Here is a 15,195-nt window from a genome sequence, read left to right as displayed (position 1 = left end):
CGGTTATGGCGGGAAGGAAACACCCGGTTACATTCCGAACCCGGAAGTTAAGCTTCTCAGCGCCGATGGTACTGCACTCGGGAGGGTGTGGGAGAGTAGGTCACCGCCGGACAATCTTTATAGAAAGAGCCCCGATCGGCTATGATCGGGGCTCTTTTTATTTCCCCATGCATAGGGTGTTTTCCGGGCATGACGCAGTTTCGGTGGCGTCGGTCAGAGTACGCCGTCACCCTGGATGAATGACGGCGTCACCCCCTTCAGAGCCGACCTCCGGATCGGCACGACATAAACACCGGCGTTCGCGGCTCCTCACCTGGATGGTTGTCCCGGTTTCGCTCACTTTGTTGGCCGCCGGGGCGGCGGACGTCATGGCGGACGCGTTGGGGATGCCGGGCACGCTGCTGATGTTTCTGGACGAGCAGGACAGCCTGATCAGCATCTCCCTGGGGAGCGTCGGGTTGCTCGTCGCAGGTGCGCTGGCTGCGTCGCATCGCCGACGCCGGCGTCCCACTTCGGCCAGGATGCCGCCGCCGCACGGATCGTCGCTCGCCGGATGCGGTTCCGGCCCTGCGAAGGCTCCCGGTGGCGCGGGGTCCGAGGCGCGTGCGGGATCCGACGCCTGTGCGGACTCCGACACTGCGGGGAGCGACGCCCACGCGGAGTCTGACGCTCGTGCAGAGTCCGGCCCTCGTGAGGGGTCTGGCGGGCGGGGGCGGACTGGCGCGTCGTCGGGGTCCGAGCCCCGAGTGGGGGCCGACGCGGGTGCGGGGGCAGACGTCCCTGCGGGTGCCGGGTCCGCGGGTGCCGGGGCCTCGGGTGCGGGGGCAGACGTCCCTGCGGGTGCCGGGGCCTCGGGGGATGGGCGGGCGGCGGGCCGTGGGGCAGCTGTAGCCGAAGGGGATATGGAACGTTCCATTGCTGTGGGTGGGGATAACGCCGGGGTGGCGATGACCGGGGACGGGGCGACCGCCGTGACCGTCGGTCATGTGGACGTCGTCGGTGACGTGCGTCTGCCGCCCCGCCCCCTGGTGCCCACCCGCCCCGTGCAACTCCCGCCCCGTCCTCCGCGGCTGCTCGGGCGCGACGAGGTGGTGGCGGGGCTGCGGGAGCGTCTCATCGCCGGGCCGGTCGAGCCGTGCGTGGTCGCCGTGTACGGACTCGGCGGCGTGGGCAAGACCAGCCTCGTCCTCGAGTACGCCCACCGCCACCACCAGGACTACCAGCTCGTCTGGCAACTGCCCGCCGCCGACCCGGCCGTCCTGTCGGCCGCGTTCGCCCGGCTGGCGGCGTTGCTGGGGTTACGGGACACGGTCGACGCCGCAGATCCGGTCGATCAGGTGCATGCCGTGCTCGCCGCCCACGCCGGCCCCTGGCTGCTGATCTTCGACAACGCCCCGGAGGCCGATGCGCTGCGCCCGTACCTCCCTCCGGCGGGACCCGGGCATGTGCTGATCACCAGCCGGTCCGGGAGCTGGCCTCGGGAGCAGGGGCTGGAGCTGCCGGTGCTGGAGCCGGAGCCGGGGGCGGCGCTGGTGCTGGCGCGCTCGGGGCAGGACGACGGCGCCGCCGCCTCCGCCGTGGTGGCCGAGCTGGGCGCGCTGCCGCTGGCGCTGGAGCAGGCCGCCGCGTACATGGCCGAGACCGGCCTGACCCTCTCGGAGTACCTCGACCTGCTGCACGACCAGCGCGCCGAGCTGCTCGCCCAGGGCCAGGCGTGGGGATACCAGGAGCGCGTCACCACCACCTGGCAGCTGTCGTTCAGGAACCTGGCCCGCACCAGCCCCCAGGCGATCGCGCTGCTGCGCGTGCTGGCCTGCTACTCCCACGAGGCGATCCCGTACCACCTGCTGCTCTCGCAGCTCGAACGGTGCAGCCCGCGCGAGTTGCTGGCCGCGGACGTGCGGCGGCAGCGGGCGTACGGGCGGTTGCCGAACCCGCGGCTGTTCCGCGACGTGCGCCCCTGGCTCAGCGCGCTGGGGGTGTTGCAGCGGCTGCCGCGCGACACCATCACGGTCAACGCCGCCGTCGCCGCGCTGCGCGGCCACAGCCTGATCGGCCTTCCGGCGGAGGGGAACCTGTCGGTGCACCGCCTGGTGCAGGCCGTCACTCTCGACCAGCTTCCACCCAACGAGCAGCAGCGCTGGCGCGACGCGGCCGCCGTGCTCCTGGAGTCCGTGCTGCCCGACGACCCCGCCCACGCCGGCACGTGGTCCCGGTACGCCCACTTGCTGCCGCACATCCTGGCCGTGCTCGTCCCGTCCTCGCCCGGGATGGCCAAGACCGCGCAGTATCTCGGGGCGAGCGGCGACTACCGTACGGCGAGGGCGTTGTTCAGGGAGATCAGCGAGGCCCTGACCGCGAGGCTGGGCGCCGAGCATCCCGCCACGCTGACCGCCCGGCACGAGCTGGCCCGGTGGACCGGCGAGCTGGGGGACGCGGAGTCGGCGCGGCGGCAGTACGCGGCCCTGCTGCCCATCCGCGAACACCGGCTCGGCCCCGAGCACCCGATCACGCTGACGATCCGGCACGAGCTGGCGCGGTGGACGGGTGAGCTGGGGGACGCGGTGGCGGCGCGGGACCAGTACGCGGCATTGCTGCCGGTCAGGGAGCGGGTGCAGGGTCCGGAGCACCCCAACACGCTGACCATCCGGCACGAGCTGGCGCGGTGGACCGGCGAGCTGGGGGACGCGGAGTCGGCGCGGCGGCAGTACGCGGCATTGCTCCCGATCTACGAGCGCGTGCTCGGTCCCGAGCACCCCGACACGCTGACCACCCGCCACAGCCTCGCGCAGTGGACCGGGCGGGCGGGCGATCCGGTGGCCGCCCGGGACCAGTACGCCGCGCTCCTCCCCGTACGCAGCCGCGTGTCCGGACCCGAGCACCCCGACACCCTCATCACCCAGGCCAACCTGGCCCAGTGGACCGGCCAGGCGGGGGACCCGGCGGCGGCCAGGGACCAGTACGCGGCCCTGCTCCCCATCCGCGAGCGGGTCCAAGGCCCGGACCACCCCTCCACCCTGATCAACCGGCACGAGCTGGCCCGGTGGACGGGTGAGCTGGGGGACGCGGTGGCGGCGCGTGATCAGTACGCGGCCCTCCTGGTCGTGCGCGAGCGCGTGTCCGGCCCCGAACACCCCGACACGCTGACCATCCGGCACGAGCTGGCCCGGTGGACGGGTGAGCTGGGGGACGCGGCGGCGGCCCGCGACCAGTACGCGGCCCTGCTGCCCATCCGGGAACGCGTCCAGGGCCCCGATCACCCCGACACCCTGACCGCCCGCGCCAACCTGGCGCAGTGGACCGGCCAGGCGGGGGACCCGGCAGGGGCCCGCGACCACTGCGCCGCGCTGCTGCCGGTCCGGGAACGCGTCCTCGGCCCCCAGCACCCCGCGACCCTGATCACCCGCCACGAGCTGGCCCGGTGGACCGGCGAGCTGGGCGACGCGGTGGCGGCCAGGGCCCAGTACGCCGAGCTCCTCGTCCGCCGCGAGCGCGCCTCCGGCCACGAGCACCCGGACACCCTCACCACCCGGCACAACCTCGCCTTCTGGACCGGCCAGGCCGGGGACCCGGCGGCGGCCCGCGACCAGTGCGCGATGCTGCTGCCGGTCAGGGAACGCGTGCTCGGCCCCGAACACCCGGACACACTGATCACCCGGCACAACCTCGCGTACTGGACCGGCCAGGCCGGTGACGCGGTGGCGGCGCGCGCCGAGTACGCGGCGCTGCTGCCGGTCAGGGAGCGGGTGCTCGGGCCCGAACACCCCGACACGCTGACGATCCGGCACGAGCTGGCCCGGTGGACGGGTGAGCTGGGGGACCCGGTGGCGGCCAGGGACGCGTACGCCGCCCTGCTGCCCCTGCGCGAGCGCGCCTCCGGCCGCGAGCACCCCGACACGCTGACCGCCCGCGCCAACCTCGCGTACTGGACCGGCCGCGCGGGCGACCCGGCGGCGGCCCGGGACCAGTGCGCGGCGCTGCTGCCGGTCCGGGAGCGCGTGCTCGGCCCCGGCCATCCGGCGACCCGCACCACCAGGGAGCAACTCGCCTACTGGGGGGAGCAGGCCCGATGAAGCGGCGGGCGTGGCCGTGATGGAACGGCCCACGGGGCGAGCGGTCCGGCTGTCGTGGAAGGGGGCTAATGGGTGCTGAGCGTGGCCGCCGCGACCACCAGCAACATCGTGCCCGACACGGCCGAGATCCGCCGCGCCGCCTTCGGGGTGCCGGCCAGGGCGCGGCCGGCCCGGGCCGTGGCGACGGCGGCCAGGCCGTAGAGCAGGCCGCAGTTCACGACGTGCAGCAGGCCGAGCGCGGTCAGCTGGACGCCCAGCGGAAGTCCCGTGCCGGGCGCGATGAACTGCGGCATCAGCGACAGGTACAGCAGCAGGCCCTTCGGGTTGAGCAGGGCCGTGAGCATGCTCTGCCGCAACACCCGGCCCGCAGGCTGGGCCGGCGGCTCGGCCGGTGGCGAGCCGGGTGCGGGGCCGGTGCGGCTCCTCAGCGACATCAGCGTCCTGACCGCGAGGAACACCAGGTACGCGGCCCCGGCGTAGCGCATCGCGGGCAGGGCGGCGGGGACGGCGCGCAGCGCGGCGGCCAGCCCGGCGGCGGCCAGGACGGTGTGCACGGCGTAACCGCAGCAGATGCCCGCCACCGCCGTCAGCCCCGTCCGGCGGCCCGCCCCGAGGGAGCGGGCCGTCACGTAGAGCAGGTCGGGGCCGGGGGTGCAGATGAGCAGCAGATCCATGCCCAGGAAGAGCAGCAGGAGCCGGGTGTCCACGACGATGTACCTCCTCCGTGGTGACGGTAGCCGGGGAGGGTTGGCAGGCGATGGTGGATTCGTGCCGACACGGTGGGCTGCGTGGCACGATGTTGCGTCATGGACAGGATTGACCGCAGGATTCTCCAGGAGCTGCAGCGGGACGGGCGGCTCAGCAACACCGAGCTGGCCGACAGGGTGGGGCTCACGCCGTCACCGTGCCTGCGCCGGGTGCGGCAGCTGGAGGAGAGCGGCGTCATCCGCGGCTATCGGGCGCTGCTCGACGGGGGCGCGGTGGGGCGCGGGTTCCAGGCGTTCGTCACGGTGGTGATGCGGTACGAGGACCACGACACGGTGGCGGAGTTCGAGCGGCGGGTGGCGGAGATGCCCGAGGTGGTGGAGGCGCACCGGCTCTTCGGGGATCCGGACTTCCTGCTGCGGATCGCGGTGGCGGATCTGGCGGCCTACGAGCGGTTCTACTCCGAGACGTTGTCCGGGTTGCCCGGGGTGGCGCAGGTGACCTCGCACCTGGCGATGAAAGCCGTGAAGGCGGACACCGGCCTGCCGGTGATCGGCTGAGCTCGCACGGAGGGGTCGAGGGCCCGTACGCCGGTGACGGGGCTGAGGGCCCGCACACGCCGGTGCGGGCCCCGGCGGCTTACTGGGGCAGGACCAGGAGGGCGTCGCCGACGGCGCGCTCGGCGCCGTCGGACGGGCGGTTGACCAGCTTGTTGCCGACCACCATGGCCGTCGAGCCGCCGCCGTCGAAGTTGATCGCCTGCGTCGCGCCCAGCCAGCGCATGAACTGGGCGGCCTCCACGAAGTTCGCCCCGATCGTCACCCCGGGCTGCCGCCCGTCGATGGTGACCAGGATCAGGCTGCCGTTGCGGGTGGTGCCGAGGAGGGTGCGCGGGTGGCGGCGCAGGATCATGTTCATCGAGTCGTGCCCGTCGCGCTTGGCGGTGATCTTCACCCTGCCGTTGCGTACGAGGCCGACGCCGCCCGCGATCACGTTCAGGTCGGGGGTGAGCTTGAGCGCCCGCTTCGTCCGCAGGTCCACGACCTTCGTGTCGATCTTGACCGTCCACTCCTGCCAGGCGTGCTCGTTGAGCCAGTCGGAGGCCACGCCGTTGCCGTGCAGCACCCGCATGCCGGCGGTCACCGCGCCGCCCGAGGCGCGCAGGCCCACGACCCTGCCGTTGGCGTCGAGGACGGCGTCGGTCCCGCCGGTGGGCGTCTTGGCTCCGTACTCCTCCGTGTACAGCACCAGCTCGTCCGTCGTCGCGGCCCGGTTGACGCCGTTGACCTCGACCCGCTCGCCGTCCTGCGAGATCGCGGTGATGTCGGTCTTCAGCTCGGTGATCTTGGCGGTGCGGCCCTTGAGCACGACGGCCGAGCGGCCTTCGATGGCCTCGCTCAGCAGCTTGCCGCCGACCACGGACGCGCCCACGGGCTCGCCGCGCAGCGCCTTGTCGGTGTGGATGTTGAAGAAGCCGCCGTTGAGGCCGACGATGGCGTTGCGGGCCTTGGCCATCGACGAGACGGTCTCCCGCTTGGCCACGCTGGTGCCGAGCGAGGCGGCGTACGAGCCGCGGAACGTCTTGACGTCGATCATGAGGACTCTGGCGTCCCACGGGCCGGTGGTCTTGAGACCGTCGTCGCCGAGGTAGTCGACCTTGACCTTCAGGCCCGCGTCCTTGAGCTGCTTCGCCTTCTCCTCGGCCTTCTTCTTGTCCTTGAAGGACCACAGGCCGACGCGGACCATGTACTCGGTCTTGGCGGGGGCGTCGGCGACCGCCGGCCGGACGATCTTCTGCAGGCTGGCGGCCTCGCCGGCCGCCTCCACCTCGGCGACCTTGGTCTCGGCGTTCGGGAGTGTCCCGGTGTCGCGGCCGTTGGGCATCAGGACGGTCACCGTGTAACCGTCGGTGTGCGAGCCCGCCTTCACGTCGTACAGGTCGATGCCCTGTGTCACGGCGGTCATCGTCTTGGTCGGCACGGGCCGGGTGCCCAGCGGGAACTTGGCCGACGGGAACCTCACCGACAGCTGCTCCGCTGTCGCGGGCAGCGCGGTGAGGGTGAGCGCCGCGGCTATGGCCAGGCCGCCGGCGAGGGTGCGTCGAGACATGAACTCTCCAGAGGGCGGAAAAGGGACCGCACCATAGTGGCGAGATCAAGGTCTCCGGGTCAGGGGAACACGCCAAACGAGTAAAGAGGTTACGAGATTGACACCACGAACCGATACCATTCGTATATGACTCGCATCTGCATGTGGTGGCGGCCGACAGACGGCCGCTGAATTCCCATGCGTGGGCCGTCCCCGAGACGGCCCCGGCAAGCGGGTGGTTCCTCTCCGGGACGGCATGATCCCAAAGGAGAGAGACCTGATGAACGACGTCGTGCTCACGGGTGACCGCCCGACGGGCCGCCTGCATCTCGGCCACTATTTCGGCTCGCTGGCCAACCGGGTGGAGCTGCAGGACCGCTATCCGATGTACGTGCTGATCGCCGACTATCAGGTGATCACCGACCGTGACGTACCTGGCGAGATCCGGCGGCACACCACCGAGCTGCTGCTCGACTATCTCGCGGTCGGCATCGACCCGGCCAAGGTCACGATCTTCCAGCACAGCGCGGTCCCCGAGCTGAACCAGCTCCTGCTGCCGTTCCTGAGCCTGGTGTCGGTGGCCGAGCTGCGGCGCAACCCCACGGTGAAGGACGAGATCGCGCACAGCTCCCAGCAGGCGGTGAGCGGCCTGATGTTCACCTATCCGGTGCACCAGGCGGCCGACATCCTGTTCTGCAAGGGCACGCTGGTGCCCGTGGGCAAGGACCAGCTGCCGCACCTGGAGGTGACGCGGCTGGTCGCGCGGCGCTTCAACGAGCGCTACGGCGCGGTGTTCCCGCTGCCGGACGCCCTGCTGGGGGAGCAACCGCTGCTCAAGGGCCTGGACGGCGGCAAGATGAGCAAGAGCCGGGGCAACGCGATCGCCCTGTCGGCCACCGAGGACGAGACGGCCGCCCTCATCCGCGGGGCCCGCACCGACTCCGACCGGCTGATCACGTTCGACGAGGTACGCAGGCCCGAGGTGGCCAACCTGCTCACGCTGACCGGCCTGTGCCTGGGCCGCCCGCCGCACGAGCTCGCCGACGAGATCGGGGACGGCGGGGCCGCCACGCTCAAGCGCGTGGCGACCGAGGCGGTCAACGAGTTCCTGCGCCCGATCAGGAGGCGCCGGGCCGAGCTGGCCACGGCCGACGTCCGGCAGATCCTGGCCGACGGCAACGCCAGGGCCCGCGAGCGGGCGGTCCTCACGCTCGACGAGGTGAGGGCCGCGATGGGGTTCTAGCCACGGCCAGCTCCGTGGCGGGGGAGCCGAACGGGCGGCGGTGCCGGACCCCGCGGAAACCGGCCGCCCGCAGCAGGCCCGCCACCTCGCGCAGCGCGCGTACCCTGCCGCCCACGGTGACCAGGTAGTTCAGGTCGAGCAGGCGCAGCAGGGTACGGCTGGCCCGGCCCGGCATGACGCTGTCGGAGAACTGGTCGCCGACCACGATGGTGCCGCCCGGGTTCAGCGCCGCCGCCACGCGCCGGAACAGCTGGGCCGCCTCCTCGTCGGTCAGCCCGTGCACGATGTTGAACAGCATGACGACGTCGTACCCGTCGCCGAGGTCGTCGTCCAGGAACGACCCGGCGCGCAGCGTCAGTCGGGGATGCTCGGCGGCGGCCTCCAGCGCCCGCGGCAGGTCGATCACGGTGGCCCGCAGCCCGGGGTGGCGGCGCAGCAGCTCCACGCTGAACAGGCCGTGCCCGCCCCCCACGTCGAGCACCCGGCGGGCGCCGCGTGGCACGGGGATGGCCCGCGCCGTGGCCGGGGCCTGGCGGCCCGCGACCGCCGCCGTCCACGCCTGGAACGAGCGCGACAGCTCGGGGTCGCTCTCCAGCAGCGCGTAGAACGGCGTGACCGGCGACCCGTCGCGCACCGCCTTCTCCAGCCTGGGCCAGATCACGCAGGCGGTACGCTCCCAGAACTCCAGCCCCGCCACCAGCGACGTCGGTGAGTCGGTCGTGAGCCACAGCCGCGCGGTGCGGGTCAGCCGGTAGCGGCCGCCGCCGGCTCTCAGGTAGCCGAGCCCGGCCAGGGCCCGTAACAGCGCGTCGGCCGCGCGCGGATCGAGCCCGAGCGCGGCGGCCAGCTCGACGCCGGTGGAAGGTCGCCGGCGCAGGGCGTCGAAGACGCCGATCCGGGCCGCCGCGACGACCGCGTGCAGACCCAGGGCGCCGAAGTAGTCGAACATGGGAGGCACGATCGCCAGCCGGTGGGCCGCGGCCTCGAAGGGGTTGAAGAAGAGGGGCACACTAGCGACGGTAGGTCGCGAACTACGCGGACCGCCGGGTCTGATAGACCTTGCGCAGCGTCTCGTGCACGATCCACGTCGTCCTGGCGCCCTCGGCCAGCAGGCAGACGTCCCCCGGGCCGACCTCGATCGTGGTGCCGCCCTCGACGGCGATCGTGGCGCGGCCGGACAGCACGACGAAGATCTCGTCGCTCTCCACGTCGGTCACGACGCCCGGCGTGATCTCCCAGATGCCCCGTCCGTCGCCCAGCTCCAGGGACGACGTGGCGGGATCGCCCGCGACGATCTGCTCGGGAGCGAGCTCGTCGGGGGTCAGCCGTACGTCGTGTACGGGCACGGAGAAGGCCCCCGCGGTGGCGATCATGCGGCCGAGGTCGGCCACGTCGGGCATCAGCACGTCAGACATATCGCCCATTTCAGCACATTAACGGCTCTCCCTGCGGAACGACTCCAGCGCCAGCAGTGCCACGTGCAGGGAGAGGCACGACTCCACGTCGTCGAGGTCGGTGTCGAGGATGCGTTCGAGGCGCCGCAGGCGGTCGTAGAAGGCCGGCCTGGACAGGTGGGCCTTCTGTGCGGCGACGGCCTTGTTGCGCCCGGAGTCCAGGTAGACGCGGAGGATCCGGGTCAGGTCGCCGCCCCGCTGCGCGTCGTGGGCCAGCAGCGGCCCCAGCTCCCGCTCGGCGAACGTCTGTATCCTCGCGTCGTCGCGCAGCAGGTGGAGCAGGCCGCGCAGGCGCAGGTCGGGCAGCCGGTAGAAGGGCCGGCCGTCGGGCTGGCGGACGGCGACGTCGGCCACCTGCTCGGCCTCGAGGAAGCTGCGGCGTACGTCCCTGATGGACTCCACCACCGAGCCCGCCGCCAGCACGAACGCCGAGCCGGGCCGCCACAGCACGCGCAGCCGCTCGGCGAGCGAGGTCAGCGCGGTCTCGGCCTGCGTGCGCGGCGGGAGCGGCAGCAGCACCCCGACCCGCTCCTGGTCGAGCGCGCCCACCAGGGCGGGCAGGCGGGCGTCGCGGCAGGCGGCGGCGGTGGCCTCGGCCAGCTCGCCGAGCTGCGCCTGGCCGTCCAGCGCCTGGTCGATGGGCTCGGTCGGCCTGATCACCACGCTGATCAGCTTGCGCCCGGTGAGCGGCACGCCCACCGCGCGGGCGCGGGCGGCGGCCTCGTCGGGGTCGGAGTAGGCGTGGGTCAGGATGCCGGTGATGATCGTGCCGTGCGCCTGGCGCTCCAGCGACTCCTGGTGGCGCTCCAGCAGGCGGCCCAGGGCCAGCGTGGTGGCGGCGCGCTCGGCCAGCACCATGTCGCGCGGCGACGGCTGCCCGTCGCAGAGCAGGATCAGCCGTCCCCAGTCCTGCCCGCGCGCCCCGACCGTGGTGACCAGCCAGCCCGAGGCCGGGTCGTACGCGGTGCGCTCCGCCGGGGCCACCGCCCGCGACCTGGTCTCCCATCCCGCCAGCAGCGTCCCCGCGTCGCGCCCGGCGGACTCGCAGGCCAGCACCTGGTGCGCGAGGTTCTCCAGCAGCACCGGCCGGCTCGACAGCCGGGCCACCTGGGCCAGCACCTCGGCCGGCGAGGCGCCCTCGACCGACAGCTCGGTGAAGACCTCGTGGAGCTGCTCGGAGGCGCGCAGCTCCTCCAGCTGGATGTCGATGATCCGGGCGTGCACCGACTCGGTGATCTGCACGAACGGCGTCTCCCGGGTCAGCACGACGACCGGCAGGCCGTGCTCCTCGGCAGACTTGACCACGGCCCGCGGCAGCTCGCGGACGAACCTGCGGCCCAGCTCCACGATCAGCCCCGAGGCGCCCACGGAGGAGAGCTCGCCGATGTAGTCGGCGAGCTTCTCCGGGTCCTCGGGCAGGGCGACCCCCGTGGTGAGCACCAGCTCCCCGCCGCGCAGCAGGTGGGCGATGTCGGCTATCTCGCCGACGTGCACCCACCGCACCTTGGTGTCGAGCCGGTCGGCGCCCGCGACCACGCGCGGGCCGCCCCGGCGCACGGTCTCAAGAGCGAGGACATCGGCGATGGTGGGCAACACGGGGCAGAGCCTAGCCGATCAGCCTGTAAGAACGGCCATAGGTGAATTTACACTTTGCCCCCATTGTCATGGGTTGAGATCCTCTTCGCGGTATTCCCGCCGGGGTTCGCGTACGCGCAGCTCAACGCGGCGAATCTTGCCGGAGATCGTCTTCGGCAACTCGTCGAACTCCAGCCGCCGCACCCGCTTGTACGGGGCCAGCTCCCGCCGGCAGTGCTCGAAGATCGACCGCGCGGTCGACTCGTCCGGCTCGAACCCCGGGGCGAGCGTCACGTACGCCTTCGGCACGGCCAGGCGTACCGGGTCGGGGGCGGGCACCACGGCCGCCTCGGTCACGGCGGGGTGCTCCAGCAGGACGCTCTCCAGCTCGAACGGCGAGATGCGGTAGTCGGAGGCCTTGAAGACGTCGTCGGTCCGGCCCACGTAGGTGATGTAGCCGTCCGCGTCTCGGGTGGCGACGTCGCCCGTGTGGTAGAAGCCGCCGCGCATGGCCTCCGACGATCCACCGACATATCCGGACATGAGGCCGAGGGGGCGGCGGCCGTCCAGCGGCAGGCAGATCTCTCCGTCGTCGCCCTGGTCACCGGAGACGGGGTCGATCAGCACGACCTCGTAGCCGGGCAGCGGCCGCCCCATGGACCCGGGCCGGACCGGCTCGTCGGGGGCGTTGCCGATCTGCGCGGTGGTCTCGGTCTGGCCGTACCCGTCCCTGATCGTCAGGCCCCACGCCTTGGCGACCTGGTCGATGATCTCGGGGTTGAGCGGCTCGCCGGCGGCCACGGCCGTACGCAGGGGCAGCTTCCACGCGGCCAGGTCCTCCTGGATGAGCATCCGCCACACGGTCGGCGGGGCGCAGAACGTGGTCACCCGCTCGTCGCGCAGCACCTCCAGCAGCGCGGGCGCGGAGAAGCGCTGGTAGTCGTGGATCAGCACGGTCGCCCCGGCGTTCCAGGGGGCGAACACGTTGCTCCAGGCGTGCTTGGCCCACCCGGGCGAGGACACGTTGAGGTGCACGTCGCCCGGCCTGACCCCGATCCAGAACATCGTCGACAGGTGCCCGGCCGGGTAGGAGGCGTGGGTGTGCTCGACCAGCTTCGGCTGCGAGGTGGTGCCGGAGGTGAAGTAGAGCAGCAGCGTGTCGTCCGCGCGGGTCGGCCCGTCGGGGGTGAAGCTCTCCTGGGCCTCGTACGCCTCGTGGTACGGCAGCCAGTTGTAGGCGTCACCCACGCCGATCCGGGTGTATTCGCCGGCCCCGAACTTGCCGGCGTCGGCGGCGTTGGCGATCACGTGGGAGACGCCGCCGCGCTCGATCCGCTCGGTGATGTCCTTGGCGGTCAGCAGCGTGGTGGCCGGGATGACGACCGCGCCCAGCTTCATCGCGGCCAGCAGCGACTCCCACAGCTCGGCCTGGTTGCCCAGCATGAGCAGGATCCGGTCGCCCCGGCGCACCCCCTGCTCGTGCAGCCAGTTGGCGACCTGGTTGGAGCGGGCCGACAGCCGGGCGAAGGTGTAGGTGGCGCCGCTCCCGCCGACGATCTTGAGAGCGACGGCGTCGGGGGTCTCGGTGGCCAGCACCCCGTCGAACCAGTCGAGCGCCCAGTTGAACTCGGTCAGCTCCGGCCAGCGGAAGTCGCTGCGGGCGGTGGCGGGATCGGCCCCGAGCAGGAAGTCGCGGGCGGCACGGAAATCGCTCATGCCTGGGATCCTGCTACGTCGCCAGCCGCCGCTCAAGGCCGTCGAGCATCGACAGCAGGCCGAAGTCGAAGGCCATGGCGCGGACGGCCTGCGGATCCTCGTAGCCGGCCATGTTCACGCTCTCCAGCATGTCGGGGTAGTCGGCGGCGGCCTGGGCGACCGCCGCCCGCATCTCTTCGGGGTCGTATTCCCGGTTGCCGGTCGTGGTCTTCCAGGCGATCTCGGGAATCGTCATGCCGAAGACGTAGGCCGTCAGGGTGGCGATGGCGAAGTCGGTGTCCAGCCCGGTGAATCCGGCGCGCTTGAACATCCTGCGCATCTCGTTGGCGACGTGCAACGCGTTCGGGCCGAGCGCGGGCAACCGGCCGATGAGGCCGGCCGCCCACGGGTGGCTCAGGATGGCCTGGCGCATGCTGTAGGCCAGCGTGGTGGCGGACGCGCGCCAGCCCACCTCGTCGGGGTCCTGCACGGTCATCTCCGCCCACACCTCGTCGTAGAGCAGCTCCAGCAACTCGTCCTTGTTGGCGACGTACCAGTAGAGGCTGGTGGCCCCTGCCTGCAGCTTCGCGCCCAGCTTGCGCATGCTCAGCCCGGACGGGCCCTCCTCGTCCAGCAGTTCGAGCGCGGCCCGGACGATCTCCTCCCGGCTGCGGCCCGGGCTGGTGGCCTTGCGGGACTCGCGGAGCCACACCGAGGAGAACGCCTTGCTGCTCATACCCCAAGGATAAATCCCCTCGCACACTGTACGAGTGTTGTCGTACGCTGTGCGAGTGAACTCGAACACTGTACGAGACCCCCGCCGCTGGTGGATCCTCGTCGTCCTCTGCCTGGCGCTCCTGGTGCTGGTCATCGACAACACCGTGCTCAACCTGGCCATCCCCTCCCTGAGCCGGGAGATGGGCGCGACCCCCTCGGACATCCAATGGATCATTGACGCCTACGTGCTGGCCTTCGCCGGCCTGCTGCTCACCTCGGGCAGCCTGTCCGACAAGTACGGCCGGCGCCTCTTCCTGATCATCGGCCTGGCCTTCTTCGGCGGCGCGTCGCTGCTCGCCGTCGTCGTCACCGAGCCCTGGCAGCTCATCGCCGCCCGCGGCCTGATGGGCATCGGCGGCGCGCTGCTCATGCCGTCCACGCTGTCGATCCTGATGACCGTGTTCGACGGCAGCGAGCGGCGCAAGGCCATGGCGGCCTGGAGCGCCGTGGCCCTGGTCGGCATGGTGTCGGGCCCGACCCTGGGCGGCTTCATGCTGGAGCACTACTGGTGGGGCTCGGTCTTCCTGCTGAACATCCCCGTGGCGGCGGTCGCCATCGTGGCCGCCGTCGTGCTCATGCCCGAGACCCGCAGCACCGGGCGGAGGGTCGACCCGGTGGGCGTGGTGCTGTCGATCATTGGCCTGACCGCGGGCGTCTACGTGATCATCGAGCGGGAGTGGAACATCCCGGTCATCGCGCTGGCGGTCGTCGCGCTGGCCGCGTTCGTGGTCTGGGAGCGCCGGCGGGAGGAGCCGATGTTGCCGCTCCACCTGTTCGCCAACCGGAACTTCAGCGGCGCGTCCTTCTCGATCCTGCTCATGTCGTTCGGCGCCGGTGCCGTGATGCTGATGCTGACCCAGTACCTGCAGTTCGTGCTGGGCTACGGGGAGATGCAGGCCGGGCTGGCCATGCTGCCCTACGCCGTGGCGGCCGCGATCTTCAACGGCGTGGGCGCCGGACTCGGGCAGAAGCTCAGCAACCGGGTGCTGATCGGCGCCGGGCTGCTGCTCATGGCCGGGGGCTTCGTCGTCATGGCCATGACCACCGGCTACCTGCCGCTGCTCGTCGGTCTCGTGATCATGGGCATCGGCGGGGGCCTGGCCGGACCGTCCGCCTACGCCTCGCTCATGGGCGCCATCCCGGTGGACCACGCCGGCGTCGGCTCCGCGCTGAACGACACCGTCCAGCAGGTCGGCATGGCGCTCAGCATCGCGATCCTGGGCAGCGTCCTGGCCGGGAAGTACACCTCGGAGATGCCCGCCGACCTGCCCGCGGCCGCCAGGGAGTCGATCGGCGCCGCGCACCCGCTGGGCCTGGCCGAGGTGGCCAACGAGGCCTTCACCTCCGCCATGCACCTCGGCTCGTGGGTCGGGGCCGCGTTCTGCGTGGCCGCCGCGTTGCTCGCCGTCACCGTGCTGCGTCCGGCCAAGCCCGCCGCGGCCCCCGAACCCGTGCAGGTCTAGGGCGCGTATTGGGTTGTGATCAAGGGGTGGGTCGTGTGAGGTCTTTGATCCAAATCATCGCGCCACGAAGGTGGAGGCCGGCGATGTAGCTCTCAGGGGTCTTGTCGTAGCGGGTGGCGATG

General features: G+C 71.9%; 11 protein-coding genes and 1 rRNA gene. 5 read left to right on the top strand and 7 right to left on the bottom strand.

What is annotated here, in order from left to right; all coding sequences use genetic code 11:
* Together rrf and ACBJ59_RS62645 are read left to right on the top strand one after the other, a co-directional pair.
* Nucleotides 1-112: ribosomal RNA gene (rrf, locus tag ACBJ59_RS62650) — 5S ribosomal RNA — on the top strand; the annotation flags it as partial.
* A gap of 808 nt (nucleotides 113-920) precedes the next feature.
* Nucleotides 921-4,073: a tetratricopeptide repeat protein gene (locus tag ACBJ59_RS62645; RefSeq protein ID WP_375119372.1), complete on the top strand. Its 3,153-nt coding sequence runs from the start codon at nucleotides 921-923 to the stop codon at nucleotides 4,071-4,073.
* Nucleotides 4,074-4,138: 65 nt separating this feature from the next.
* Here ACBJ59_RS62645 and ACBJ59_RS62640 read toward each other — a convergent pair whose 3' ends face one another.
* On the bottom strand, nucleotides 4,139-4,780 hold the full coding sequence (locus ACBJ59_RS62640) for a LysE family translocator (protein ID WP_375119371.1): 642 nt from the start codon (nucleotides 4,778-4,780) through the stop codon (nucleotides 4,139-4,141).
* A 99-nt stretch (nucleotides 4,781-4,879) separates the two neighbouring features.
* On the opposite strand from ACBJ59_RS62640, the gene ACBJ59_RS62635 reads away from it, so the two are divergent.
* Nucleotides 4,880-5,338 carry an Lrp/AsnC family transcriptional regulator gene (locus ACBJ59_RS62635; protein WP_375119370.1) on the top strand — a complete coding sequence of 153 codons (459 nt, stop codon included), beginning with the start codon at nucleotides 4,880-4,882 and terminating at the stop codon, nucleotides 5,336-5,338.
* 79 nt (nucleotides 5,339-5,417) lie between these two features.
* Here the strand turns inward: ACBJ59_RS62635 and ACBJ59_RS62630 are convergent, their stop codons facing one another.
* The gene (locus tag ACBJ59_RS62630; RefSeq protein ID WP_375119369.1) at nucleotides 5,418-6,887 is read right to left on the bottom strand and encodes a phosphodiester glycosidase family protein; all 1,470 of its coding nucleotides are present in this window, start codon (nucleotides 6,885-6,887) and stop codon (nucleotides 5,418-5,420) included.
* 259 nt (nucleotides 6,888-7,146) lie between these two features.
* Here ACBJ59_RS62630 and trpS point away from each other — a divergent pair, with 259 nt between their 5' ends.
* Nucleotides 7,147-8,109 (top strand): tryptophan--tRNA ligase, encoded by a 963-nt coding sequence (gene trpS / locus ACBJ59_RS62625; protein ID WP_375119368.1) that lies wholly within the window; start codon nucleotides 7,147-7,149, stop codon nucleotides 8,107-8,109.
* Here trpS and ACBJ59_RS62620 read toward each other — a convergent pair.
* The 5 genes from ACBJ59_RS62620 to ACBJ59_RS62600 form a co-directional block, all read right to left on the bottom strand.
* Complete coding sequence (locus ACBJ59_RS62620) at nucleotides 8,072-9,118, bottom strand: methyltransferase (RefSeq protein ID WP_375119367.1); 1,047 nt, start codon at nucleotides 9,116-9,118, stop codon at nucleotides 8,072-8,074. The genes trpS and ACBJ59_RS62620 overlap by 38 nt on opposite strands.
* Nucleotides 9,119-9,140: 22 nt before the next feature.
* Entirely contained in the window at nucleotides 9,141-9,524 is a 384-nt protein-coding gene (locus ACBJ59_RS62615) for a cupin domain-containing protein (protein ID WP_364131748.1), read from the bottom strand.
* An 18-nt stretch (nucleotides 9,525-9,542) separates the two neighbouring features.
* Nucleotides 9,543-11,159: a PucR family transcriptional regulator gene (locus ACBJ59_RS62610; protein WP_375119366.1), complete on the bottom strand. Its 1,617-nt coding sequence runs from the start codon at nucleotides 11,157-11,159 to the stop codon at nucleotides 9,543-9,545.
* Nucleotides 11,160-11,225: 66 nt separating this feature from the next.
* Entirely contained in the window at nucleotides 11,226-12,854 is a 1,629-nt protein-coding gene (locus ACBJ59_RS62605; RefSeq protein ID WP_375119365.1) for an AMP-binding protein, read from the bottom strand.
* A 13-nt stretch (nucleotides 12,855-12,867) separates the two neighbouring features.
* Nucleotides 12,868-13,569 (bottom strand): TetR/AcrR family transcriptional regulator C-terminal domain-containing protein, encoded by a 702-nt coding sequence (locus ACBJ59_RS62600; protein ID WP_375119364.1) that lies wholly within the window; start codon nucleotides 13,567-13,569, stop codon nucleotides 12,868-12,870.
* Nucleotides 13,570-13,624: 55 nt separating this feature from the next.
* On the opposite strand from ACBJ59_RS62600, the gene ACBJ59_RS62595 reads away from it, so the two are divergent.
* Nucleotides 13,625-15,073, top strand: a complete 1,449-nt coding sequence (locus ACBJ59_RS62595; protein ID WP_375119363.1) for an MFS transporter — start codon at nucleotides 13,625-13,627, stop codon at nucleotides 15,071-15,073.
* The last annotated feature ends 122 nt before the right edge of the window (nucleotides 15,074-15,195 follow it).

Source organism: Nonomuraea sp. MTCD27 (assembly GCF_041950495.1).
Classification (GTDB): Bacteria; Actinomycetota; Actinomycetes; order Streptosporangiales; family Streptosporangiaceae; genus Nonomuraea.
The sequence above is the reverse complement of the archived record's forward strand: the minus strand, read 5'-3'. Positions and strand labels throughout refer to the sequence as shown.